Raw genomic sequence first — 25,415 nt, forward strand, 5'->3', positions numbered from 1 at the left:
AGCTATATCAAGCGAGGTGAATATCGTTATTACCTACAAAGCCATTTAGGCGTTGTATAGTCAAGCCAAACGAGCAATTAGTATTGGTTAGCTACACATATCACTATGCTTCCACACCCAACCTATCAACGTCGTAGTCTACAACGGCTCTTTAGGGAAATCTAATCTTAAGGTGGGCTTCCCGCTTAGATGCTTTCAGCGGTTATCCCATCCGAACATAGCTACTCGGCAATGCGACTGGCGTCACAACCGAAACACCAGAGGTTCGTCCACTCTGGTCCTCTCGTACTAGGAGCAGATCCTCTCAAATTTCCAACGCCCACGGTAGATAGGGACCGAACTGTCTCACGACGTTCTAAACCCAGCTCGCGTACCTCTTTAAATGGCGAACAGCCATACCCTTGGGACCTGCTTCAGCCCCAGGATGAGATGAGCCGACATCGAGGTGCCAAACACCGCCGTCGATATGAACTCTTGGGCGGTATCAGCCTGTTATCCCCAGAGTACCTTTTATCCGTTGAGCGATGGCCCTTCCATACAGAACCACCGGATCACTAAGACCTACTTTCGTATCTGCTCGACTTGTGGGTCTCGCAGTTAAGCGCGCTTTTGCCTTTATACTCTTCGAACGATTTCCGACCGTTCTGAGCGCACCTTCGTACTCCTCCGTTACTCTTTAGGAGGAGACCGCCCCAGTCAAACTACCCACCATACATTGTCCTCAGCTCTGTTAAGCTTGAGTTAGAACCCCAACATTACCAGGGTGGTATTTCAAGGATGGCTCCACAGACACTGGCGTGCCTGCTTCAAAGCCTCCCACCTATCCTACACAGGTAAGGTCAAAGTTCAATGTAAAGCTGTAGTAAAGGTTCACGGGGTCTTTCCGTCTAGCCGCGGGTACACAGCATCTTCACTGCGATTTCGATTTCACTGAGTCTCTGCTGGAGACAGCGCCGCCATCATTATGCCATTCGTGCAGGTCGGAACTTACCCGACAAGGAATTTCGCTACCTTAGGACCGTTATAGTTACGGCCGCCGTTTACTGGGGCTTCGATCAAGAGCTTCGCCTTGCGGCTGACCCCATCAATTAACCTTCCAGCACCGGGCAGGCATCACACCCTATACGTCCACTTTCGTGTTTGCAGAGTGCTGTGTTTTTAATAAACAGTTGCAGCGGCCTGGTATCTGCGACTGCCAATAGCTTTGTAGTGCGTGACTACTCACCATCGGCAGCGTACCTTCTCCCGAAGTTACGGTACCATTTTGCCTAGTTCCTTCAGCAGAGTTCTCTCAAGCGCCTTGGTATTCTCTACCTGACCACCTGTGTCGGTTTCGGGTACGATTTGTTTATGACTATCGCTTAGAAGCTTTTCCTGGAAGCAGGGTATTTGCCACTTCGCTGTACAAGTACAGCTTGCTATCAGATCTCATTAATAGTCTAGCGGATTTGCCTACTAAACCTAACTACATCCTTCCACTTGGACAACCATCGCCAAGCTGGCATAACCTTCTCCGTCCCTCCATCGCATCATAAACAAGTATCGGAATATTAACCGATTTCCCATCGACTACGCCTTTCGGCCTCGCCTTAGGGGTCGACTCACCCAGCCCCGATTAACGTTGGACTGGAACCCTTGGTCTTCCGGCGTGCGAGCTTTTCACTCGCATTGTCGTTACTCACGTCAGCATTCGCTCTTGTGATACCTCCAGCATGCTTTACAACACACCTTCACAGGCTTACACAATGCTCCCCTACCACTTAATTGAAACAATTAAATCCGCAGCTTCGGCTCCTAGTTTGAGCCCCGTTACATCTTCCGCGCAGGCCGACTCGACTAGTGAGCTATTACGCTTTCTTTAAAGGATGGCTGCTTCTAAGCCAACCTCCTAGCTGTCTGTGCCTTCCCACATCGTTTCCCACTTAACTAGGAATTTGGGGCCTTAGCTGGCGGTCTGGGTTGTTTCCCTCTTGACGACGGACGTTAGCACCCGCCGTCTGTCTCCCGGATATCACTCATCGGTATTCGGAGTTTGCATCGGTTTGGTAAGTCGGGATGACCCCCTAGCCGAAACAGTGCTCTACCCCCAATGGTGTTCGTCCGAGGCGCTACCTAAATAGCTTTCGGGGAGAACCAGCTATCACCGAGTTTGATTAGCCTTTCACCCCTATCCACAAGTCATCCCCTGGCTTTTCAACGACAGTGGGTTCGGTCCTCCGGTAACTGTTACGTCACTTTCAACCTGCTCATGGATAGATCACTCGGTTTCGGGTCTATACCCTGCAACTAGACGCCCTATTAAGACTCGGTTTCCCTACGGCTCCCCTATTCGGTTAACCTTGCTACAGAATATAAGTCGCTGACCCATTATACAAAAGGTACGCCGTCACCCCGCTACTTAATTATTCTGCCAGTCGCTTGATTAAGGACTGGTAAACTTTGCCATGATGTTTGAGCGTTTGCTCTCTTCTCATTGCTAATTGTTTTGTTTGATATGCTTCATAGTATAGTAGTTGCCATTGCTGGTAACTGGTCGATTTGTTTCCACCACTGTTATGGGCGGCAAATCGTTGTCTTAGGTCTGATGTGTATCCACAATAATGCGAACCATCTTCACCTTTGAGTATATATACGTAGAACATTATCATTCCAAAATAATTAAGTAGCGGGGCTCCGACTGCTTGTATGCACACGGTTTCAGGTTCTATTTCACTCCCCTCACAGGGGTTCTTTTCGCCTTTCCCTCACGGTACTGGTTCACTATCGGTCAGTCAGGAGTATTTAGCCTTGGAGGATGGTCCCCCCATCTTCAGACAGAATTTCTCGTGTTCCGCCCTACTTAATATGCTTCTTATAACCTTTCGAGTACGGGATTATCACCCTCTACGATTGACCTTTCCAAGTCATTCCTCTAAATTATAATCAGTCGGCTCCTCCCCGTTCGCTCGCCGCTACTAGGGGAATCTCTATTGATGTCTTTTCCTCGGGTTACTGAGATGTTTCACTTCTCCCGGTTTGCCCCCCGCTATAAAATATAGCGGGGTACCTGTCTTATGACAAGTGGGTTTCCCCATTCAGATATCGCCGGATCACAGGATATTGCCGCCTCCCCGACGCTTTTCGCAGGCTGTCACGTCTTTCATCGCCTCTGACTGCCAAGGCATCCACCATGTGCACTTCATTACTTGACTATACAACCCTAAATAGCTTCATCTGTTGCCAAATGAGTGACAGCTATTACTTGCTTTGCATCTCGAAATAATTCGAGATTTCAAGCAAGTGCTTACTGCACTTTTCTATTTGAGTTATATTCGTAATGGTAACGATCTTCACCTATGTTTACGCTTGATTCAGTTCTCTTTACTTTTATACCGCACCTGTCTGCTAAAGGCAGCAAGGTGCGGTAAAGGTTAATTATCTTCGTTGGAACTTGATAATTAACCCAGACTCATTTCTCTATGTTGTTATTGAATTATCAGACCTTCGTCAGGTCGTGATTTCTGATAAAACAGATTGAAGTAATCTCTTAATACTTACTAAATTACTCTGTCTGCTTTATAACGTTAAGCTAATTATGGTGGAGCCAAGGAGAGTCGAACTCCTGACCTCCTGCGTGCAAGGCAGGCGCTCTACCAACTGAGCTATGGCCCCGCTACTTAATTACTGTAGCTGGTTAAAGTTTTATGTATCTTTACTCGATTAAGTAACGACTCAATTAAGTAGCGGTACATAGGTTTCGCTAAGTTCGCTTGCGCTTACTAAGCTCATCTAATGGTGGGTCTAATAAGACTTGAACTTATGACCCCTGCCTTATCAAGGCAGTGCTCTAACCAACTGAGCTATAGACCCTGAACGAGGATTAGCAAAGCATCGCTTTGCCCGAGTGCAAGAGAATTTACGAAGTAAATTCTAAAGCCGTAACCCTCGAATTAGCTTATTTATACACAAGAACAACTTGCTGTGAATTCTCACTTAGTGCTTTAGTTAAGGAGGTGATCCAGCCGCAGGTTCCCCTACGGCTACCTTGTTACGACTTCACCCCAGTCATCGACCACACCGTGGTAAGCGCCCTCTTTCGTTAGGCTACCTACTTCTGGTGCAATAGACTCCCATGGTGTGACGGGCGGTGTGTACAAGGCCCGGGAACGTATTCACCGCGGCATTCTGATCCGCGATTACTAGCGATTCCGACTTCATGGAGTCGAGTTGCAGACTCCAATCCGGACTACGATAGGCTTTTTGAGATTAGCATCACATCGCTGTGTAGCAACCCTCTGTACCTACCATTGTAGCACGTGTGTAGCCCTGGTCGTAAGGGCCATGATGACTTGACGTCGTCCCCGCCTTCCTCCAGTTTGTCACTGGCAGTATCCTTAAAGTTCCCGGCTTAACCCGCTGGCAAATAAGGAAAAGGGTTGCGCTCGTTGCGGGACTTAACCCAACATCTCACGACACGAGCTGACGACAGCCATGCAGCACCTGTATGTGAGTTCCCGAAGGCACTCTCTCATCTCTGAGAGATTCTCACTATGTCAAGACCAGGTAAGGTTCTTCGCGTTGCATCGAATTAAACCACATGCTCCACCGCTTGTGCGGGCCCCCGTCAATTCATTTGAGTTTTAACCTTGCGGCCGTACTCCCCAGGCGGTCTACTTATCGCGTTAACTGCGCCACTAAAGTCTCAAGGACCCCAACGGCTAGTAGACATCGTTTACGGCGTGGACTACCAGGGTATCTAATCCTGTTTGCTACCCACGCTTTCGAATCTCAGTGTCAATATTATGCCAGGAAGCTGCCTTCGCCATCGGTATTCCTCCAGATCTCTACGCATTTCACCGCTACACCTGGAATTCTACTTCCCTCTCACATATTCTAGCACCACCAGTATCACATGCAGTTCCCAGGTTAAGCCCGGGGATTTCACATGTGACTTAATGAGCCACCTACACTCGCTTTACGCCCAGTAATTCCGATTAACGCTCGCACCCTCTGTATTACCGCGGCTGCTGGCACAGAGTTAGCCGGTGCTTATTCTGCAGGTAACGTCTAATCTAATGGGTATTAACCATTAGCCTCTCCTCCCTGCTTAAAGTGCTTTACAACCAAAAGGCCTTCTTCACACACGCGGCATGGCTGGATCAGGGTTGCCCCCATTGTCCAATATTCCCCACTGCTGCCTCCCGTAGGAGTCCGGACCGTGTCTCAGTTCCGGTGTGACTGATCATCCTCTCAGACCAGTTACAGATCGTCGCCTTGGTGGGCCTTTACCCCACCAACTAGCTAATCTGATTTAGGCTCATCTAATAGCAAGAGCTTGCGCCCCCTTTCACCCGTAGGTCGTATGCGGTATTAATTCGAGTTTCCCCGAGCTATCCCCCACTACTAGGTAGATTCCTAAATGTTACTCACCCGTCCGCCACTAATCATCTCTAGCAAGCTAGAGAGTCATCGTTCGACTTGCATGTGTTAAGCCTGCCGCCAGCGTTCAATCTGAGCCATGATCAAACTCTTCAGTTTAATCTTTCTATCTATTGTCACCGCGTAGCGGTGTCAATAGATTTAATTTGTTGACTCAATTATTTATACTGTCTTTGCTCAAATAAACTTACGAGTATCTTCACTCTGACAATATAATTAATTAAAGTCTTAATTTTATCGCCCTAAGTGAAAATCCACACAAGTTGTTCTTGTGTTCGTTGTTATTTAGTGTACCAAAGATATCGTCTATCATTTGGTGAGTTTGATATTGTAATACGCTTTGGTTTACTCTGTCAAGCTTTATTTTAATTCTTTCTAAGCTTCGTAACTTGTTTACTTATTTGTAAACTCTTTGTCGCTCAGTGGTGGCGTATTATACGTGAATTGGAATGGGTGTCAACACCTTTTTTAAAAATTTTCAAATAAAATAAAAAATACCGCCGTAAGGCGGTATTTTATTGATGATTTAACCGGTTAAATGATTATTTGTTGTCATCTTTTACTTCGGTGAATTCTGCATCGACAACCCCATCATCTTGCTGGGTTTGTTGTGGCTGTGCATCACCTGCTCCTGCAGTCGCGCCTGCATCAGCGTAAATTTTTTGACTAACCGGTAAGAAGGCATTGTCTAGGGCTTCAAGTTTTGACTTGATGTCATCTAGATTATCTTCTTTTACCGCCAATTCTAGCGCTTTGATAGCTTCTTCTACTGCGGCTTTGTCGCTATCGGTCACTTTGTCAGCGGCATCTTTCATGGCTTTTTGTACGCCATGAATACGGCCATCTGCTTCGTTACGTACTTGCGCAAGTTCAGCAAATTTGGCATCTTCAGCGGCATGGGCTTCAGCATCACGAATCATTTGCTCAATTTCAGCATCTGATAGACCAGAGTCGGCTTTGATTTGGATACTTTGTGCTTTACCAGTCCCTTTGTCTTTAGCTGAGATATTCATGATGCCATCAGCGTTGATGTCAAAGGTAACTTCAATTTGCGGTACGCCACGCGGTGCTGGTGGAATATCGGTCAAATCGAAACGTCCAAGCAATTTGTTTTGTGCGGCAATTTTACGCTCACCTTGGTACACCTGAATAGTTACCGCAGGTTGGTTGTCATCCGCTGTAGAAAACACTTGTGATTTCTTGGTTGGAATCATGGTGTTTTTCTCAATGATTGGTGTTAACACGCCGCCCATGGTTTCGATACCTAGCGTTAACGGTGTTACATCAAGCAGTAGTACGTCAGTTTTATCGCCCGACAGTACCGCACCTTGAATTGCTGCACCTATCGCTACGGCTTCGTCAGGGTTCACATCTTTACGTGGCTCTTTGCCAAAAAATTCTTGGACACGTTGTTGTACCAGTGGCATACGGCTTTGACCACCTACCAAGATAACGTCATCAATATCAGACGCTTTTAAGCCGGCGTCACTCAGTGCGATTTTACAAGGCTCAATGGTACGGTTGACCAGCGCTTCAGTTAAACTTTCTAACTTGGCACGGGTTACGTTTACCACTAAGTGTTTTGGACCTGTCGCATCTGCCGTGATGTACGGTAAATTAATATCCGTGCTTTGTGAGCTAGAAAGTTCGATTTTAGCTTTCTCTGCCGCTTCTTTTAGGCGCTGCATTGCTAGCGGGTCACCTTTTAGGTTCACACCGTTTTCTTTTTTGAATTCTTCAACCAAGTAGTCGATTAAGGCTAAGTCAAAGTCTTCACCACCTAAGAAGGTGTCACCATTGGTTGAAAGTACTTCAAATTGCTGCTCGCCATCAACGTCTGCGATTTCAATGATTGAAATATCGAATGTACCACCACCTAAGTCATAAACCGCAATCTTACGGTCTGGCCCGCCTTTTTTGTCCAAACCGTAGGCTAAAGCTGCCGCTGTAGGTTCGTTGATAATACGTTTGACATCAAGACCTGCGATTTTACCTGCGTCTTTAGTGGCTTGACGTTGGCTGTCATTAAAATAAGCAGGTACCGTTACTACCGCTTCAGTGACGTTTTCACCTAGATAATCTTCTGCAGTTTTTTTCATTTTTTTCAAAATTTCAGCAGAGATTTGTGGTGGTGCTAATTTTTTACCGTTGACTTCAACCCAAGCGTCGCCATTGTCAGCTTTGACAATTTTATATGGCACCATGGCGATGTCTTTTTGCACGACTTTGTCTTCAAACTTGCGACCAATCAAACGCTTGATAGCAAATAAGGTATTTTGTGGGTTGGTTACCGCTTGGCGTTTGGCTGCTTGACCCACTAAGATTTCGCCGTCCTCTTTATAAGCAACGATTGATGGGGTGGTACGTGCGCCTTCAGCATTTTCGATGACTTTAACTTTGTCACCTTCCATCACTGCAACACATGAGTTGGTTGTACCTAAGTCAATACCAATAATTTTAGCCATAATTAAATTCTCCAATTTTTATTTTGATAATAAGTGGTGATGAGCACCACGTTGTCTTGTATTTTTATATAGGTTTACCGAGGGTTTTTTTCAAGCAGTTAGCAAAATTTTTTTGCTACATTTGTTACCAATCGGTCAATCCATTATTTACTGCTTGCTTCCTGGCTACCTACGCGAACCATGGCTGGGCGCAATAAACGCTCATGTAGCGTATAACCTTTTTGTAGTACTTGACCGACTTGGTTGGCGCTTGCTTCTGGATCGATACCCACGGCTTCATGCAGGTCGGCATTGAATGTTTCGCCTTGTGGATTGACCACTTTAACGCCGTATTTTTCTAGCACCGCAATCAGCGATTTGTGAGTAAGTTTGACGCCTTCAAACACAGGATCATTGTCGGATTGGCTATTTTCAATCGCACGTTCAAGGTTATCAACCGTGTCTAATAGGTCTTTGGCAAATTTTTCTAAGGCAAATTTTTTGGTTTTTTCGGTTTCTTGCTCCATGCGGTTACGCGCATTGTAGGCTTCAGCGTTGGCACGGGCCTGGGCTTCTTTGGCTTCTTTGATTTGACCTTCAAGCTCGGCAATGCGATTTTGGTAAGTAGTCAAATCTACTTGACTGTCAATAATTTTTGGTTCGCTAGTTGGCTCAGATTCGCTTATTGCTTCGCCTAATACATTTGACGTGGCATCAGTTTGGTTATGCGGTTGCGTATTTTGGTTATTATCAGCTGAATTCATCAATCATCACTCCTATTATCAAAGTAATCGTCACCAGGGTAACAGTTACACGTTAAAACGGTTAAAGTTATTATCTTTGATAGTGGTGAATCTCTTTGATTTCAAGAGTAAGTCGCATTATTTTCGGGTCAAAATGGTGTTTTTACTATGAAATCCACATTAAATTTGCGTATTTATGACATGAGAAGATAAAAATTGCTAAAAACAAGGTGTTAAGCGCGTACTTGTTGGTGGGTTAGTGCATCAAAAATTTGGCTAGGTCGAACAAATCCAAGGGTGTCGCCGAGTAAATAACCGATGGCATCACCGAAGTAATGATAAGCAGCCGCAAAATCAGTAGCAGGTGTTAAACCCGATAGGTTACAACTTGTGGATACCAAAAATCCAAACGGGTTATTGTTGTCTACGTGGGCAATGTGATTACATAGTTTGGCAATCATCGGATGGCTAATCACCCGTATGGCTAAGCTATCTCGCCCACCTGTGACCCATTCGGGGATTTTGCCTTGCAATGATGCAGGAATCGGTAACAACCAAGTGGTGGCTTGTGCATCGCTAGACTGCCAACTTGCCGCAATGGTGTTGACTACCTGCTGTGGTAACGGCTGTAAAAATGGCTGAATATGCGCAATATCGCCTGTGATAACAATCATGCCTTTTTCGATTGGACGTTGTTTAACCGCTAAAATCTGTTTCACTGCTGTTTCGTTAAACGGGTCACAGCCGATTCCCCACACCGCTTCGGTTGGATAAGCGAGCAGATTGCCGGCTTGTAAAAATTGCTGAACTGCATCGAGCTGGGTGTCATTAAATTGCATTATATACCTCGATTATTTGGTATTTTTTTTGCTTATCGCTTATCAAAATTAAGGGCGGCAGCGCATGTATAGACCACCGCGCTGCATCACCAGTCCCATGAGTTCAAGCTCAATCAGCCAGCCCATAAGTGTCGCAATATCCGTGCCGGTCTTATCGACCAAGCTGTCTAAATCTTGCCCGACCCAATCGAGTTGATTAAGTAGTGTCTGCAAATGTGGCGCCACATCCATCGCCAATGGCGCTTGGAGCGGCTGGGTGTTTGATGCTGATTCGGACGGTAATTGAGGGCTACTGATGACTGCCTGTACAACTATCGGCGCTGTTTCAACCTCAGTGGCTTTGACAAGCGGCGATTTAAAAATTGATAAATCTTCCAAAATTTGTGAGGGATGATCGATCAAGGTCGCACCCTCACGAATCAATTGGTGGCAACCTTTGGCGTTGAGGTTATCAATATGACTAGGAATAGCAAAGACTTGTTTGCCTTGTTCATTGGCTTCTCTGGCAGTGATGAGCGAGCCGCTTTTGGCAGCGGCTTCTACAACCAAAGTTGCCAAACTTAGCCCAGCGACGAGCCGATTGCGCCTTGGAAAATGGTAACGATTGCTCGGCATATCAGGCAATAATTCACTAATGACGCAGCCACCTGACGCAATAATATGGGCTTTAAGGCTGGCGTGATTTTTTGGGTAACAATGTTTAATACCATTGCCCAGTACCGCAATAGTACCACCTTGTGTGCCAGTCATTTGTAGACTTAACGCACCTAAATGCGCTTGTTTGTCAATGCCTTCTGCCATGCCACTGGTGACCCATAAGCCTTCGTGCGCCAAATATTGCGCCATATCAAAGGCGATTTTTTCAGCATGTGGACTTGGTTTGCGGCTACCAACAATCGCCAATTGTGGTTGGCTTAATGCAGATAAATTGCCTTGATAAAATAACAAAGGCGGTGGGTCATAGATGTTTTTTAACTGCGTGGGATATAAAGGGTCATTATCAAACACAACCCCATACTGCCCTTGTGATAGCTCTAATAGCGTATCATGCAAAAATTGGCTGGTTCGACTGGCGCTGATAAACTCAGCAAAGCGTTTGTGATGATTATCATGCAAGCCCAGTGCTTGCCAGTCTGCTAGCTTAGCTTGAATGGCTTGTTCAGCGCTACCAAAACGCGCTACAAGCTTGTTATAAACAGGCACCGATAAGTTCACTAAATGCCATAACAATAAGGCAGCCTGCTGCGCTGGGTTTAGGTTAGGCTGATAATCCTGCATCACGTATATTCCTTGGGCAAGTATAGGGCTTATGAATGTTTGCTAGTATAAATTTTTCTCACGATAAAAACTTTAAAGACAGCAAAGCCAGTCAAAGTGACTGGCTTTTGAACAATCGCTTACCAATCAAGCATCAGCAAGGGCAAGCAAGCAAAGGTAAGCAAAAGCGTTAGTTGCCGACCGCAGGCAATAAAAAATCTTGCTCATGAATCGGTGATTCTGCATCAAGTACATAAGCGTAGCTTATATCGTTAAATGCTTTAAATACCATCACATGACCGATTTGCTCACTTGGCAAGCGTACTGCCCCACCTTTTACGGGTGAATAGCCATCCAAGACTAAAGCGCCTTTTTGATAAACCGTCAACACATCGCCTGGCTCAGCGCCTTGGCTGGTACCCAAATTAATGGCAATCACCCCATCTCGACCCGCACTACTAATGGAATTTAAAATACGAATCACGCGACCGCCACGAGTAACGCTGGCAGGTTTTGGATAAAAAGCGGGTGGCAAGTACTGACCGACTTCGACAAATACACGGTCACCTTCGCGCACTTCTTGACCATACGATTTTTTAAGCTCGATACTAGAAACACCGTTTGATGCTACGCTAGTGACGATACCTGCGGCAACTTGGGTGACTTCAAGACCGATGACTTTACGGGTCACTGGGTCAACATACGGTTCGCCCTCACGGTACACGCCATAGCGTTGTCCCACAATGAGTGGCACGCCTTTGGCATAAATTTTGTTACCGACACCTGTAATAATATTTTTATCTTTTGAAGCAAGCACATAGGGGGTAGTTTTAAAGTCATCAGGCGATACGATGATATTGCGCTCAAGCCATGTTTCAATGGCAGTCAAAGGAATCGCAGCGATACTACCTGCAGCACTTACCACTGTGGTTGTGGTGACTGGCGCGTTCATGGCTTTTTCAATGCCTGCACAGCCTTCACCCGTATCTACACCGACCAATTTTTGCCCTTTAATCACACATAAGATAATCACATCTTTTGGATAAATCAGATGCGGATTACGAATATGCTTATTGGTCGCCCAGATTTCTTTCCAGCGCCACGGACTTTCTAAGAATTTGCCGGAGATATCCCAAAGCGTATCACCTTTTTTTACCACGTAACGGTTGGGAGCATCGGCTTTGATACGAGGCGGCGGGTTGTTAGCAGCAGCCACTGAAGTCACTGTCATACCTAAGGTTGCCAACAAAGCGAAGGATAATTTTTTCATTGTCGTGGTGTTATAGTTTGTCATAGCCTAATGCTCAAGGTTAACCGCTTAACGCTTTAAAATGGCATACGCTTTACCATTACTTATAAAAATCATAGCCAAATGTTGTGTTATGTGTCGCAAAATCACCCATAATTTGCACTATGTAAATTTTGGTTAGCATAGCATAAAATAATTGGGGCTTGATAAATTTTCTCTTTAAATGGTTTTTTTAAATAATTGGTTTTTGGTGGATTTTAATCATTCAATCATTATCATTATCATTGATCATTATCATTGATTATTTGCTATTGTGAAGCGATTGGTTTGCACCTATATATAAGTTCTCTGCACACGACAAAAAATCAGCACCAACCAATTTTCATGGGTTTGGGGGTTAAAAAACTGACCAACTGTCGAAATACGGCTTTATCATTGTTCAACAACACCAAACGCAAGCCCTCAATCAACAAATCCAAGCCTAATGCAAATAAACTGGCCTGAGGGCGACCGTTTGACTTGGGCTTACGTTTTAATGGTCTTTGCTTATCATGATGAATACCGACATGATAAGCCCAACAAAACGCTAAAGCATTGACTGCCACTAACTTACTCACCCTATCCATCTTAGTCAAATGCGTCTCTTCAAGATTAAAACCACGACCTTTAAGACAAGCAAATAAACTCTCAATCTCCCAACGCTTGGCATAAATTGTCATCGCATCAAGGGTTTGTAGCTGATTGGTTGCTACAATCACTAAACCATGGTCTTTATCACGTTTGGCAAATACTCGGACAGCACAGCCATCGACTATCAATATCCGTCCATGTCGATAGGTTTCTTTGTGGGAGACATGACGCAATAAGTCTTTAATCTGTACCAGTTTGCCGTGATGGTTCACAACTTTGCTGTTTTTCTTAATACGGATGGCAAAGGGTATGTGATGCGCTGTTAGCCAGTTAAACCATAACTCACCAACAAATTCTCTGTCTGCCAGTATCATCTCAATATTGTCTTTACCAAACTGCTTGATAAAGCGTTCAATGAGTTCGGCTCGCTCAAGGTGGTTTGTGTTACCCCGTTTGTCTAGCATGTCCCAGTACAGTGGTATGGCAATGCCCTTATAGACCACCCCTAGCATAAATATGTTGATGTTGCTTTTCCCCCATTTCCAGTTGGTGCGGTCAATGGTAAGGGTGACTTTGCTAAGTCCAAATAGCCGATATATCAATATGGCTAATTGGTCATAGTCGATGACAGCACTGGCGATAAATCGCTGTAGCCTGCGGTAGTGACTGTCCGTCTTGCCACTATTAGGTAGGTGCCTTGCTATTTTTTTTTAGATTACTGCTTTGGGCGGTAATCAGGGCGATTATCATGAGGCTTAAACAGGTAATTCTTGCCTTGTTCATTGTAAGATTTTGCGTTAATATTTCACTGAGTCTGTTAAGGTTTGGCATAATGGTGGTTCGTGAGAAAAATTGTTATTATGCCATTGCTTTAACAGACTTTTTCGTTTTTTTGTCGTGTGCTGAGATATAAGTTATAGTAGCCAAACTTTAGCGTTTGCGTTACCCTATGCCAATTTTTTTAGATAATTTTTGCTTTATTAACAGTTGACCGATTATGACTTTACGTACCATTTTAAATTACCCAGACCCAAGGCTTCGTACCCTTGCCAAGCCTGTCACCCACTTTGATGATGAGCTAAAAACCTTGATTGATGATATGTTTGAAACCATGTATGCCGCCAAAGGTATTGGCCTTGCGGCGACACAAGTGGATGAGCACATTCAATTGGTGGTGATGGACTTATCTGAAGATGGCAGCCAGCCTCGGGTGTTTATCAACCCTGTTATCACCCCATTAGCCGATGAGTTATATAGCTACGAAGAAGGGTGTTTGTCTGTGCCAGAATATTATGACAAAGTCGATAGACCCAAACATGTCAGAATTGAGGCACTCGACGCGCAGGGCAACCCGTTTGTTGAAGAAGCACAAGGCCTACTTGCCGTATGTATCCAACATGAAATTGACCACTTAAATGGTAAAGTTTTTGTGGATTATTTATCCAAGCTCAAACAAGACCGTGCGCGTGATAAAGTGCGTAAAGTTATCAAACAACGTGAAAAAGATGCTGAACATAAAAGACTGTGATTTTTAACTGTAAGGGAAAACCATGACCACTCGCCCATCGCGTATCGCCACTGTCACACGAAATACCGCCGAAACCCAAATCACCGTGTCTATCAACCTTGACGGCACTGGTCAAGGCAGTATTGACACGGGCGTGCCATTTCTTGACCATATGCTTGACCAAATCAAACGACATGGCTTAATTGACATGGATATCACCTGTAACGGCGACACCCACATTGACGACCATCATAGCGTCGAAGATGTCGGTATCACGCTAGGTCAAGCCTTCAAACAAGCGATTGGCGATAAAAAAGGCATCGTGCGTTATGGGCATTTTTATGCGCCACTCGATGAAAGCCTTAGCCGTGCGGTAGTGGATATTTCAGGTCGTCCTGGACTGCACATGGATATCCCGTTTACCCGTGCGATGATTGGTGGGTTTGATGTGGATTTGTTCAGTGAATTTTTCTATGGCTTTGTCAATCATGCCATGATAACTATCCATTTGGATAACTTAAAAGGCAAAAACAGCCATCACCAAATTGAAAGTATCTTTAAAGCCTTTGCTCGTGCGCTGCGCATGGCGGTGGAATACGATGAAAGGGCGTTAGATAGATTGCCAAGCACCAAAGAAAGCCTTTGATAGCAACCTGTAAAAATAAAAGCCCTGTTTGAAACAAGGGCTTTTTTTATGCCAGTTTTTTTGTACTAATTTTTGCGTGCTAATTTTTGCGTGTTAGTCTTTAAAATTATTAAATTGCAGTGGCACACCAAATTGTTTTTCTTTCAAAAACGCCATCGCTTGCTGTAGCGTGTCTTTTTTCTTATCATTGACTCGTACTTTATCGCCTTGAATCGCTGCCGATACTTTCAAATCCGACTCTTTTAATGCCTTACTGATTTTTTTGGCAGTATCGCCATCAAGTCCATCTTTAAGATTGACCACCTTTTTCATTTGTTTGCCCGAGCCTTGATTATCCTGTGGGTCAAGCGACTGCAAATCTACCCCACGTTTTATCATGTTTTTCTCAAGCATGGCATACACGTTTTCCATCTGCAACTCATTGTCTGCGGTGATGGTGATTTTTTTGTCTTTCTCATTGAGTTCGACTTTAATATCACTACCCTTAAAATCAAACCGGGTGGCAATCTCTTTTTCGGTATTTTGTACGGCATGTTTAACTTCAAATAACTGTAATTCTGAAACCACGTCAAATGATGGCATGAGGTTTTCCTTATCAAATTTGTTGAATAAAATCTAAAAAATCTGCCCTATGATAACTGATTTTGTCGATTTTTAACAATTGACTAGCTGTTTTTACCCAAGTTAATCATATAAAATAAATCATAAACTATATAATGATTTAAAATACTGATTAAAATGATTAACTTTTTAATAACGCTGATTACAGTTTTTTACCTTATTTGTTTGTATAATGAGTAAGCAAATAGGTCATTTACTAAAAAATGTAGTATAACAATTTACCATAATAAGGAGTAGGACATGGCGTTTATCGATATGACTGGCAAACAAGTGCCAAGCGTGACTTTTCATACCCAGCAGCAAGGCAAATGGGTGGATGTTACCACGGATGAATTATTCAAAGGAAAAAAAGTCGTATTGTTCGCCTTACCAGGGGCATTTACACCAACGTGTTCATCACTGCATTTACCCCGCTACAATGAATTGGCAACTGAATTTGCCAAACTAGGCGTTGATGACATCGTGTGTGTCTCGGTCAATGATACCTTTGTTATGAATGCTTGGGCAAAAGACCAAGACTGTAGCAATGTGACCATGATTCCAGATGGTAACGGTGAGTTTGCTGAAGCGATGGGACGCTTAATTGATGACTCAGCAATTGGGTTTGGCAAACGTTCGTGGCGTTATTCGATGCTGGTCGATGATGGTAAAATCGTCAAAATCTTTGATGAACCCCAAGACAGCGGTAGTGATGACCCGTATGAAGTATCAGATGCTGATACCATGATTAAATACATTGACCCAAACTGGCAAGATAAACCCTCTGTCTCAATTTTTACCAAGCCTGGTTGCCCACATTGTGCCAAAGCCAAAGAAACGTTAACCCAAAAAGCCTTCCAGTTTGAAGAAATTGTACTTGGTAAAGACGCTACTATTACCTCAGTGCGAGCCATTACTGGTCGTGAAACCACCCCACAGGTGTTTATCGGTGGCAAACACATCGGTGGTAATGATGACTTACAAAAATATTTTGCTGATGCAAAATAATGTTTGATTAAATAAAAAAAGACAGTCTAGGCTGTCTTTTTTATTGGCTAGTTAAAATTATTTTCGATATCTTCAAGCGCCATCATCAAATTCATCACCTGCTCTTCGACTGCTTCAATGTCACTTTTTAATGCCGTCTGCTCATCGAGCAACGTTAACAAATCCGCTTTTCGGCTATCATCATACAGACCTGCATCACCCAGCTTTTCTTCAATCTCACCCAGCTGCGCCATGAATTTTTCTAGTTGCTTTTCCTCGTTTTCGATTTTTTTACGGATAGGCGCGGTGAGTTTACGCTGTTCAGCGGATTTTTTGCGTTGTTCTTCTTTGGATAACGCATTGGGCACGTTAGGTGTTTCACGTGAAACATCTGTTTTATAGTCCGCTAATTTTTTGTCTTCGAGCTTTTTATTATCGCTCGCTTGTTTGGCTTGCTGTTTGCGGGTCTGTGATAACCACTGACTATAATAAGCGATGTCATTGTCAAAGATGTTACATTGCCCGTCATGCACCAAATATAGCTCATCGCAAACATTGGCTATCATTTCTCGGTCATGTGACACCAGAATGACCGCCCCTTCAAATTCTTGCAACGCCATACTCAATGCTTGCCGCATCTCCAAATCTAGGTGGTTGGTCGGCTCGTCTAATACCAAAACATTGGGACGCTGCCATACGATGAGCGCAAGGGTGAGTCTTGCCCGCTCACCGCCAGAGAATAACTTGCTTTGGGTATCAATGCGCTCACCGCGAAAGTCAAAACTCCCTAAAAACGCGCGTAAATCAGCGTCTGAGGTTTTGCCTGCGAGACGCTGCAGCATCAACATGGGGGATGCTTCGCCATCAAGGCTATCCATTTGGTGTTGGTTAAAATACCCTAGTACCAAACTATCTGCGGCTTTACGCGTCCCAGACAAGATAGGCAACTCACCCACCAAGCCTTTAATGACCGTTGATTTGCCTGCGCCATTCATCCCTAGCAGCCCGATGCGGCTGTCAGGGGTAATTTGTAGGCGAATGTTCTCGATGAGTGCTACACCGTTGTAACCTACACTGGCATTATCTAGCACCAATAATGGCGATGTTAATTGCACAGGGGATTTGAAACGAAACTGAAACGGATTATCCGCCATGATAGGCGCTAGCTCGGTCATCCGTTCCAGCTGTTTGACACGGGCTTGCGCTTGTTTGGCTTTGGAGGCTTTGGCTTTAAAACGGCGGATAAAATCTTCAAGGTGGGCACGGGTTTCTTGCTGTTTTTCAAACTGTTGCTGCTGCTGGGCTAAGCGTTCACTACGGGTACGCACAAAGGTGCTATAATTGCCTGTATAAAGGGTCATTTGTTGGTTTTCAATATGCAAGATATTGCTCACCACATTATCCAAAAACGCTTGGTCATGCGAAATCATGAGTAGCGTGCCGTCATAGGCTTTGAGCCATTCTTCAAGCCACAAGATGGCATCCAAATCCAAGTGATTGGTCGGTTCATCAAGGAGCAATAAATCCGCTCGGCTCATTAAGGTTTTGGCAAGGTTTAGGCGCATACGCCAGCCGCCTGAAAAACTACTCACAGGTTGGCTTTCTTGGGCGACATTAAACCCAAGTCCTGTCATGATTTGGGAGGCTTTTGCAGGGGTACTGTAGCCATGGATATCATCAAAGCGCGTGTGCACATGGGCAAGCTCATCTTCTGACAAGCTATCCGGGTGGTTAATCTTATCTTGCAGCTCAAAGTATTCTTTGTCACCACTCAATACAAAATCTATCGCCGACTGGTCAGTGCTTTCAATCTCTTGCGCCATATGACCGATTTGCCAACTGTTGGGAACCGATAGACTGCCTGTGTCGAGCGCCAATTCACCTTCGCCTTTTTGGTTCAATAGCGTCGCAAAAAAACTGGATTTACCTGTGCCATTGTTGCCTGTTAACCCGATTTTCCAACCTGGATGGATTTGCAAATTAACATCTTTAAATAATACCCGCCCATCACGGCGAATACTGGCATCTTTTAGTTCTATCATAATCGGCTCAAAACTCAAAAAAATTGACTAAAATTAAATGGGAAAATTCTTGATAGTATAAAGCAAGCACCCCATAATAAGAAAAAAGTTTTTATAAGGAATACCCCGATGAGCGATACCGTAACTGATAGTATGGTTGATGGCGTGACTTTAACCGATAATGCTGCCAAAAAAGTGCGTAACCTACGTGATTCAGAAGGCAATAACGACTTGATGCTGCGAGTATATGTGACGGGTGGTGGCTGTTCGGGTTTTTCGTATGGTTTTAATTTTGAAGAAAACTTGGGCGATGATGATGCTACCTTTAGCAACGATGACGTAGCATTGGTCGTGGATAGTTTGAGCTACCAATATCTACATGGCTCAACCATTGATTATGTGGAAGGCCTGGAAGGCTCGCGTTTTACCGTCAACAATCCAAACGCCACCACAACTTGTGGTTGTGGTTCGTCATTTTCTATCTAGCTTTACTGGCTAATTTTACTGGGTTTCTTTACCTAGTTTGTTTGCATAATTAAAAGGCTTTAGTTTAAATTTTGGCTTAAATATATTTAGCAACTGTTAAGTTTAGCCTTTTAATTTTCGTTTAGCCTGTATTTGTTACCTTTGAACAAAATCATCTACATTTTTTCAGCGTTTATCAGATTTGATTTGTGTCATTAGCCTTTATCGGTAATAATGCTTCCATCAACAGCGTGCTGACACTTAACTGTGTTATCATCAAGTATCCTAATATAGGTTGATATTAATTTATTCTTGTGAATTACTTAATGTTAAATGTTTTAATGTTAAATGTTTTAATGATTTAAGTTTGTTAGCTAAGCAATTATTAATAAGCAATCTTTATTATTAGTTTAATAACACCAAGGAGGCTAAATTATCTTTAGACTCACTCAATAACATCGACGGTTTCATTGCAGCTGCATTGGTTGACAGCGAATCAGGTCTAGCACTTGCTACAACGGGTAATGGTATCGACCTTGAAGTTGCAGCAGCGGGTAACACTGAAGTAGTACGTGCAAAACGTAAAACTTCTAAAGCATTAGGTCTTAACGACAAGATCGAAGACATCCTAATCACATTAAGTAAACAATATCACTTAATCCGTCCACTAGTCCGTAACGAAAACCTATTTTTGTACCTAGTACTTGATCGCCAAAAATCAAACTTAGCCATGGCGCGTCATGAATTAAAAGGGTTTGAGACTGAATTAGATTTCTCTTAATGCCTTGTTGTTGATTAAAAGTTTTAGGTAAAAATTACCGCTTAATCAAATAATAGGATAGTTTTTATCATACCCACGGTATTTACTGTGGGTTTTTTACGTTTGGCGATTATCGCAATTGGTAATTTCGTCATCACGATATTTTGATAGTGTTTGTATAAATTTGGTGGCATAATTTCACACAATTAACAATAATTCTAGGATAACTATGACCCAAGCGCCTCAAACTTGTACTTCTTTGCAGCTACCTACTTGGCTGACCGCTGAAAACATTCATGGCATGCTACGGGGTATCGAAAAAGAAGGCTTACGTATGAGCTCTGAGGGATATATCGCCACTACCCCACACCCGGCAAAGCTTGGCTCAAAACTCACTCACCCTTTTATCACTACTGACTACGCCGAAAGCTTGTTAGAGCTAATTACTGAGCCAAAACCCACGGTGAAAGAAGCGCTTGATATGCTGCGTGATTTGCATATTGTGGTACAAAATGCTTTGACCGATGACGAGCTGTTTTGGCCGATGTCGATGCCTTGTATGATTTCGGGCGATGAAGATATTTTGCTGGCCGACTATGGCACCTCAAACTTAGGTAGATTAAAAACCCTATATCGTCATGGTCTAGGCATTCGCTATGGTCGCCGTATGCAGACCATTGCTGGACTGCATTATAATTTATCATTTGGTGATAATTTATTCACCGCTTGGCAACAGCAGATAGGTGATACCCAGTCATTAACTGAATTTAAAAATGAAAAATACTTGGGTCTGATTCGTAACTTTAAGCGTCTAAGTGGTATGGTGCTGTACTTGGTGGGTGCAAGTCCTGCCGTGTGCGCGTGTTTTTTAAAGGGTCGCGAGCATCCGCTAAAGCCAATGAACGCATCAACTTACTATTTACCCAATGCTACCTCTCTGCGTATGGGCAAACTGGGTTATCAAAATAGTGTACAAGATGATTTAGATATCTGCTACAATAGTCTCGATGAATATGTCGCAGGTTTGCGTAATGCCATCCACACGCCGCATCCTAATTTTACCGCGTTGGGACTCGATGATGACAATGGCTATCCCATTCAAATCAATGACCATATTTTGCAGATTGAAAACGAGTACTATAGCCCGATTCGACCCAAACAAATTACCCAACCTGGTGAAAGCCCCAGTGATGCGTTAGCTAAGCGCGGTATCGCTTATGTGGAACTCCGAGCGATTGACTTAGATCCGTACAGCGAAATCGGTATCAGCTTAAATACCGCCTGTTTTATGGAAATTTTGGCATTGTACTGCCTATTGCTGGACAGTCCTGACTTATTGCCCGATGAAGATGCCCTACTTGCTCAAAACCAAGAAAAAATTGTCAATCAAGGGCGCGAGCCAAATTTAATGATTGATACACTAGTAGGGCAAGTCGCATTTAAAGACTGGCTAGTACAGCATTTGCTCGGTATGCGTAAGCTATCAGAACTCATGGATGTCACCTATGGTAGCAATGATTACCGCAACGCGTGGCAAGCGATGATGGCAAAAGCGCAAAATCCAGACAACACCTTATCAGCGCAAGTGCTAGCCGATACCGAACGCTTTGATAGTAGCTGGCAGTTTGGTAAGTCACTGGCGCAAATGCATGCCAATCGTTTAAGACATCAAGGATTGGTCCCTGAGCAAATGACTTACTTCGAGCAGCTTGCCAAAGACTCTGTGCGTGAGCAAGCCGATATCGAGCAGAATGACACACAAGATTTTTATACGTATGTGGGTCAATTTCGCTAGTTAGCAGGTGCTAGTTATCAGGTATTGTTGCGCTGATTATTTTGTAGGGTTAAATTTCTAAAATTCTAAGCGCTATTGTTTGGCTTATTCTTTTTCACTAAATTGTTTGATGGTTTTTTTATGCGTGATGCTTCATTGACCCACAGCTTGTTAAGTTATCGGGGACTGGCAGGACTATTGACGTTAGCCAGCATTATTGGCATGAGTTTCGCCTATTTTTATTTGCAAGGGGTGGTAAAATTAGACCCGTGTCCGCTGTGCATCTTTCAGCGAATGGGTTTGATTGTGATGGGGATTTTTGCGTTTATCGCCTTTTTGCTCAATCCAAAACAAGCTTGGGCAAAGATTTTGTTGATGTTTGGCGCACTGCTTGGCATTTTGTGGTCAATTGCTGTGGCGATTCGCCATGTCTGGATTCAACACCTGCCACCTGACCAAGTCCCCTCATGTGGTCCTGGATTAGACTATTGGATGGATACGTTGCCGATTGCCCAAGTGTTAAAAGAAGTATTTAAAGGTTCTGGCGAGTGCGCGGTGATTGATTGGACGTTTTTAGGCTTTAGTATTCCAGAATTATCATTGGGATTTTTTAGCATTTTATTGGTAATGATTATTTTGGCGATACGTCAAAGCAATGCTCGATAACGCTATCGGTCGTGGTTTAAACCCATAAAAAAGGCGATAATCAATCGCCTTTTTTATTAGCTTTTTTAGTCGCTTTATTCCCATTCAATGGTCGCTGGTGGCTTACTTGAGATATCGTAGGTCACACGTGATACTTCTTTGATTTCATTCATGATGCGATTAGACACGGTTTCAATCAAATCATACGGTAAATGGGCAAAACGTGCTGTCATAAAATCGATGGTTTCAACCGCCCGTAATGCAATCACCCACGCATAGCGGCGACCATCACCGACCACGCCCACTGATTTTACCGGTTGAAATACCGCAAACGCTTGTGCGGTTTTCTCATACCACCCAGATTTTTCCAACTCTTGCATAAAGATGGCATCGGCTTGCCGCAAAATATCGGCATATTCTTTTTTCACTTCACCCAAGATACGCACGCCTAGCCCTGGACCTGGGAAAGGATGACGATAAATCATTTTTTCAGGTAGCCCTAATGTCACGCCGAGCTTACGCACTTCATCTTTAAACAAATCACGTAAGGGTTCAATGAGTTTGAACTGCAAATCGTCTGGCAAGCCACCGACATTGTGGTGAGATTTGATTACATGCGCTTTGCCTTGGTGACTTTTTGCCGATTCAATGACATCGGGGTAAATGGTACCTTGTGCCAAGAATTGAATGCCTTTGCCCTCACCCGACAGTTCACGTGCGGTATCCGCAAACACATCGATGAAGGTTTTGCCAATGATTTTACGTTTGGCTTCTGGATCGCTAACGCCAGCCAATGCGGTCAAAAAACGTTCTTCAGCATCCACGCGAATGACTTTAACGCCCATGTTTTCAGCAAAGATTTGCATCACTTGGTCGCCTTCATGGAGCCGTAACAAACCATTATCAACAAACACACAGGTTAGCTGCTCGCCAATCGCTTTGTGAAGCAGTGCGGCTACCACCGAGCTATCTACGCCGCCCGAAAGCCCCAGCAACACTTGCTCATCGCCAATTTGTTGTTTTAACTGCGCGACACGCATCTCAACGATATTGTCCGGTGTCCAGGCATTGGCACAGCCACAGATTTGGTGCACAAATCGGCTAATCAATGCTTCACCTTGCAAAGTATGGGTCACTTCTGGATGAAACTGCACTCCGTAATAATGCTTGCTTTCATTTGCCATTGCAGCAATTGGACAGCTTGGGGTTATCGCAGTCACTTCAAAGCCTGCAGGTAACTCAACAACTTTGTCGCCATGACTCATCCAAACGTGTAATTTGTTGGGCTCATCTTCAATGCCTTTAAAAAAGCTATCTTGAGCGGTTTTTTCAATGGTAGCAGCGCCAAACTCTTGGTGACTACTGGCTTCGATTTTGCCACCAAACCGATCTGCCATCGCCTGCATACCATAGCAAATGCCTAGTACAGGCACATTGATATCAAATACGGCGTCATTAATTTTTGGGCTATTTTCTGCATACACGCTCTCTGGACCGCCCGATAAAATAACCCCTTTTGCACCAAAGTCGTGAATGCGCTGTGCGTCAATATCGTATGGGTACATTTCACAAAATACCCCTGCTTCACGCACGCGGCGCGCAATCAGTTGACTGTACTGTGAACCATAATCCAATACCAAGATACGGTCTTGTTTGATTGAGTTGTTGGATGTTGACATACGAGCCTCTTTAAATTTGGATAAATAGCTTAATTGAACTGATGCTAACAGGTTTCAAAAATTTATGGGTATTCTACCAATTAACGGCTTTATTTGCTGATTTTTATGGAGTGGAAAATAGCTACATAACTGTTGTAAGTAAAAATTTTCCCTAAAAAATTTCTATCATAAACAGTCTTTACTTGGTTTTTTTTGTATCCCTTTCACCAATTGCTTATCTTTGTTACACAAACCTCATCTAATAAGCTTTATGTTTACCAAACTCTACGAAAAAGACTGATCATAATACTATACAGCAAATACAAAAATTTATTATTATGAAACGGTAATAACCGAAAACGGATTGATGAAAAAATTGATTTTAATTTATGCATTTTAAGTTAACGTCACGTTTAATCGTTTTTCGACAATAAAAATAACAGCCATATTAAAATTTTTTTCTAAACACTCGTATGGCTTGGATAAAAAAACTTCAAATGAGGATACCATCATGGTAGATAATATTAATGATTCAGACTTAAACCGCGACCCTATCACTGGTGAACCAGGCTCACACCCAATCGGTACCGCAGTAGGCGGTATGGGTGGTGCTGCTGCAGGTGCAGCTATCGGCGCTATTGGTGGTCCATTGGGTATGTTAATTGGCGGCGCAATTGGTGCAATCGCTGGTGGTGCTGCAGGTCACGCCGCAGGTGAAGCGATTGACCCAACTATTGAAGATACTTATTGGAACGATACCTATACACAAACAACCTATTATAGAGATGGTTATGATTATACCACTGACTATCAACCAGCTTATGCCGTCGGCTATGCAAACCGCGCAAAATACCCAGCTGGCACAACGTTTGACAGTGTAGAATCGGACCTTGAACGTAGCTGGCAGGAAGTAAAAGGTAGTTCACGTCTTGCATGGCAAGATGCCAAAGAAGCTATTCGTGATGGTTGGGATAGAACAGATGCTCGTATTTCTGGTCAAGAATATTCACCACGTCTTCGTACGGTGGATGGCTATGCAGAAGGTGAAGAAAAAGCTCATCCTGTTGCTACTGGTACAGGTGCATTAGGTGGTGCTGCAGCTGGTGCAGCCGTTGGTTCAGTAGCCGGTCCTGTTGGTACCTTAGTGGGTGGCGCTATCGGCGCAGTAGCAGGTAGTGCTGCAGGTTATGAAGTCGGTGAAGCAGTCAACCCTACCACCGCTGAAGATGCTTACGAAAAACCTCACCCAGTTGCCAGTGGTTCTGGGGCACTAGGTGGCGCCGCAGCCGGTGCAGCCGTTGGTTCAGTAGCGGGTCCTGTCGGTACCTTAGTGGGTGGCGCGATTGGCGCTGTAGCTGGCGGGGCAGCAGGTCATGAAGTCGGTGAAGCAGTCAATCCAACTGAAGCAGGCGAACAGCGTAAAGAAGCTAACCCTGTTGCCAGTGGTACAGGTATGGCTGCCGGTGCCGCGACAGGCGCAGCGATTGGTGCGGTAGGTGGGCCAGTAGGTTCAGTGGTGGGTGGTGCAATTGGTGCTGTAGCAGGCGCAGCCACAGGTAACGCGGTAGCAAATACGCTTGAAGGTAATACAGAAGAAGATACCTACTGGCGCAATAACTACAATACCACGACTTACTATAGCCAAGGTTATGATTACGATACTGACTATCGCTCGGCGTATGATTATGGTTATCGTGCACGTCATCATTTTAATACAGCTAATGAGTTTGAAAGTGTTGAAAATGACTTACGCAATGATTGGGAACAATTCA

Annotated in this window: 16 protein-coding genes, 2 tRNA genes, 2 rRNA genes and 3 pseudogenes; 10 read left to right on the plus strand and 13 right to left on the minus strand. The window is 44.0% G+C overall.

Features of this window, described 5'->3' with window-relative positions; all coding sequences use genetic code 11:
- Positions 1–56: 56 nt before the first annotated feature.
- The 10 genes from AXE82_RS07025 to AXE82_RS07070 form a co-directional block, all read right to left on the minus strand.
- Positions 57–3,191, minus strand: a 23S ribosomal RNA gene (locus AXE82_RS07025).
- 384 nt (positions 3,192–3,575) lie between these two features.
- A tRNA-Ala gene (locus AXE82_RS07030) sits at positions 3,576–3,651 on the minus strand.
- A 121-nt stretch (positions 3,652–3,772) separates the two neighbouring features.
- Positions 3,773–3,849: transfer RNA gene (locus AXE82_RS07035), tRNA-Ile, on the minus strand.
- Between the two features lie 136 nt (positions 3,850–3,985).
- Positions 3,986–5,517: ribosomal RNA gene (locus AXE82_RS07040) — 16S ribosomal RNA — on the minus strand.
- The 16S and 23S rRNA genes sit together here with 2 tRNA genes alongside, the layout of an rRNA operon.
- Positions 5,518–5,960: 443 nt before the next feature.
- Entirely contained in the window at positions 5,961–7,883 is a 1,923-nt protein-coding gene (gene dnaK, locus AXE82_RS07045) for a molecular chaperone DnaK (RefSeq protein ID WP_062332994.1), read from the minus strand.
- Positions 7,884–8,026: 143 nt separating this feature from the next.
- Positions 8,027–8,626, minus strand: coding sequence for a nucleotide exchange factor GrpE (gene grpE, locus AXE82_RS07050; protein WP_062332997.1), 600 nt, complete (start codon positions 8,624–8,626; stop codon positions 8,027–8,029).
- Positions 8,627–8,838: 212 nt separating this feature from the next.
- The gene (locus AXE82_RS07055; protein ID WP_062332999.1) at positions 8,839–9,444 is read right to left on the minus strand and encodes an L-threonylcarbamoyladenylate synthase; all 606 of its coding nucleotides are present in this window, start codon (positions 9,442–9,444) and stop codon (positions 8,839–8,841) included.
- Positions 9,445–9,492: 48 nt separating this feature from the next.
- Positions 9,493–10,722: a DNA-processing protein DprA gene (dprA, locus tag AXE82_RS07060; protein WP_062333002.1), complete on the minus strand. Its 1,230-nt coding sequence runs from the start codon at positions 10,720–10,722 to the stop codon at positions 9,493–9,495.
- Positions 10,723–10,891: 169 nt separating this feature from the next.
- The gene (locus tag AXE82_RS07065) at positions 10,892–11,995 is read right to left on the minus strand and encodes a LysM peptidoglycan-binding domain-containing protein (RefSeq protein ID WP_062333005.1); all 1,104 of its coding nucleotides are present in this window, start codon (positions 11,993–11,995) and stop codon (positions 10,892–10,894) included.
- A 320-nt stretch (positions 11,996–12,315) separates the two neighbouring features.
- Positions 12,316–13,284: an IS4 family transposase gene (locus AXE82_RS07070; protein ID WP_115304568.1), complete on the minus strand. Its 969-nt coding sequence runs from the start codon at positions 13,282–13,284 to the stop codon at positions 12,316–12,318.
- A 293-nt stretch (positions 13,285–13,577) separates the two neighbouring features.
- On the opposite strand from AXE82_RS07070, the gene def reads away from it, so the two are divergent.
- Positions 13,578–14,108 (plus strand): peptide deformylase, encoded by a 531-nt coding sequence (def, locus tag AXE82_RS07075; protein ID WP_062333011.1) that lies wholly within the window; start codon positions 13,578–13,580, stop codon positions 14,106–14,108.
- 22 nt (positions 14,109–14,130) lie between these two features.
- Positions 14,131–14,733 carry an imidazoleglycerol-phosphate dehydratase HisB gene (hisB, locus tag AXE82_RS07080; RefSeq protein WP_062333013.1) on the plus strand — a complete coding sequence of 201 codons (603 nt, stop codon included), beginning with the start codon at positions 14,131–14,133 and terminating at the stop codon, positions 14,731–14,733.
- A 93-nt stretch (positions 14,734–14,826) separates the two neighbouring features.
- Here hisB and AXE82_RS07085 read toward each other — a convergent pair whose 3' ends face one another.
- On the minus strand, positions 14,827–15,315 hold the full coding sequence (locus tag AXE82_RS07085) for a YajQ family cyclic di-GMP-binding protein (RefSeq protein ID WP_036591734.1): 489 nt from the start codon (positions 15,313–15,315) through the stop codon (positions 14,827–14,829).
- Between the two features lie 279 nt (positions 15,316–15,594).
- Here AXE82_RS07085 and AXE82_RS07090 point away from each other — a divergent pair, with 279 nt between their 5' ends.
- A complete protein-coding gene (locus AXE82_RS07090; protein ID WP_062333016.1) occupies positions 15,595–16,341 on the plus strand; it encodes a glutathione peroxidase in 747 nt (248 codons plus the stop codon).
- A gap of 47 nt (positions 16,342–16,388) precedes the next feature.
- Here the strand turns inward: AXE82_RS07090 and AXE82_RS07095 are convergent, their stop codons facing one another.
- Positions 16,389–18,362, minus strand: a complete 1,974-nt coding sequence (locus AXE82_RS07095) for an ATP-binding cassette domain-containing protein (RefSeq protein WP_062333019.1) — start codon at positions 18,360–18,362, stop codon at positions 16,389–16,391.
- A gap of 132 nt (positions 18,363–18,494) precedes the next feature.
- Here AXE82_RS07095 and erpA point away from each other — a divergent pair, with 132 nt between their 5' ends.
- The 4 genes from erpA to AXE82_RS07115 all read left to right on the plus strand — a co-directional run bounded on the left by erpA (position 18,495) and on the right by AXE82_RS07115 (position 22,006).
- Entirely contained in the window at positions 18,495–18,827 is a 333-nt protein-coding gene (erpA, locus tag AXE82_RS07100) for an iron-sulfur cluster insertion protein ErpA (RefSeq protein ID WP_062334856.1), read from the plus strand.
- Between the two features lie 436 nt (positions 18,828–19,263).
- On the plus strand, positions 19,264–19,587 hold the full coding sequence (locus AXE82_RS07105) for a roadblock/LC7 domain-containing protein (RefSeq protein ID WP_062333022.1): 324 nt from the start codon (positions 19,264–19,266) through the stop codon (positions 19,585–19,587).
- Between the two features lie 208 nt (positions 19,588–19,795).
- The gene (gene gshA / locus AXE82_RS07110; RefSeq protein ID WP_062333025.1) at positions 19,796–21,361 is read left to right on the plus strand and encodes a glutamate--cysteine ligase; all 1,566 of its coding nucleotides are present in this window, start codon (positions 19,796–19,798) and stop codon (positions 21,359–21,361) included.
- Between the two features lie 120 nt (positions 21,362–21,481).
- Positions 21,482–22,006, plus strand: coding sequence for a disulfide bond formation protein B (locus tag AXE82_RS07115; RefSeq protein ID WP_062333029.1), 525 nt, complete (start codon positions 21,482–21,484; stop codon positions 22,004–22,006).
- Between the two features lie 74 nt (positions 22,007–22,080).
- Here the strand turns inward: AXE82_RS07115 and guaA are convergent, their stop codons facing one another.
- A complete protein-coding gene (gene guaA, locus AXE82_RS07120) occupies positions 22,081–23,664 on the minus strand; it encodes a glutamine-hydrolyzing GMP synthase (RefSeq protein ID WP_062333031.1) in 1,584 nt (527 codons plus the stop codon).
- Positions 23,665–24,154: 490 nt separating this feature from the next.
- Between guaA and AXE82_RS12445 the strand changes: the two are divergent.
- The 3 pseudogenes from AXE82_RS12445 to AXE82_RS12505 all read left to right on the plus strand — a co-directional run.
- A pseudogene (locus tag AXE82_RS12445) lies at positions 24,155–24,619 on the plus strand (hypothetical protein); the annotation flags it as partial.
- Between the two features lie 66 nt (positions 24,620–24,685).
- Positions 24,686–24,877, plus strand: a pseudogene (locus tag AXE82_RS12315) (glycine zipper domain-containing protein); the annotation flags it as partial.
- A gap of 6 nt (positions 24,878–24,883) precedes the next feature.
- Positions 24,884–25,042: pseudogene (locus tag AXE82_RS12505) on the plus strand (glycine zipper domain-containing protein); the annotation flags it as partial.
- Positions 25,043–25,415 lie beyond the last annotated feature (373 nt).

The organism is Moraxella osloensis (genome assembly GCF_001553955.1).
Classification (GTDB): Bacteria; Pseudomonadota; Gammaproteobacteria; order Pseudomonadales; family Moraxellaceae; genus Faucicola; species Faucicola osloensis.

What these genes read in the sequence shown, in the direction of transcription:
- dnaK (WP_062332994.1), bottom strand. Translation starts at nt 7,883, where the DNA reads ATGGCTAAAATTATTGGTATTGACTTAGGTACAACCAACTCATGTGTT.
- grpE (WP_062332997.1), bottom strand. Translation starts at nt 8,626, where the DNA reads ATGAATTCAGCTGATAATAACCAAAATACGCAACCGCATAACCAAACT.
- AXE82_RS07055 (WP_062332999.1), bottom strand. Translation starts at nt 9,444, where the DNA reads ATGCAATTTAATGACACCCAGCTCGATGCAGTTCAGCAATTTTTACAA.
- dprA (WP_062333002.1), bottom strand. Translation starts at nt 10,722, where the DNA reads ATGCAGGATTATCAGCCTAACCTAAACCCAGCGCAGCAGGCTGCCTTA.
- AXE82_RS07065 (WP_062333005.1), bottom strand. Translation starts at nt 11,995, where the DNA reads ATGACAAACTATAACACCACGACAATGAAAAAATTATCCTTCGCTTTG.
- def (WP_062333011.1), top strand. Translation starts at nt 13,578, where the DNA reads ATGACTTTACGTACCATTTTAAATTACCCAGACCCAAGGCTTCGTACC.
- hisB (WP_062333013.1), top strand. Translation starts at nt 14,131, where the DNA reads ATGACCACTCGCCCATCGCGTATCGCCACTGTCACACGAAATACCGCC.
- AXE82_RS07085 (WP_036591734.1), bottom strand. Translation starts at nt 15,315, where the DNA reads ATGCCATCATTTGACGTGGTTTCAGAATTACAGTTATTTGAAGTTAAA.
- AXE82_RS07090 (WP_062333016.1), top strand. Translation starts at nt 15,595, where the DNA reads ATGGCGTTTATCGATATGACTGGCAAACAAGTGCCAAGCGTGACTTTT.
- AXE82_RS07095 (WP_062333019.1), bottom strand. Translation starts at nt 18,362, where the DNA reads ATGATAGAACTAAAAGATGCCAGTATTCGCCGTGATGGGCGGGTATTA.
- erpA (WP_062334856.1), top strand. Translation starts at nt 18,495, where the DNA reads ATGGTTGATGGCGTGACTTTAACCGATAATGCTGCCAAAAAAGTGCGT.
- gshA (WP_062333025.1), top strand. Translation starts at nt 19,796, where the DNA reads ATGACCCAAGCGCCTCAAACTTGTACTTCTTTGCAGCTACCTACTTGG.
- AXE82_RS07115 (WP_062333029.1), top strand. Translation starts at nt 21,482, where the DNA reads ATGCGTGATGCTTCATTGACCCACAGCTTGTTAAGTTATCGGGGACTG.
- guaA (WP_062333031.1), bottom strand. Translation starts at nt 23,664, where the DNA reads ATGTCAACATCCAACAACTCAATCAAACAAGACCGTATCTTGGTATTG.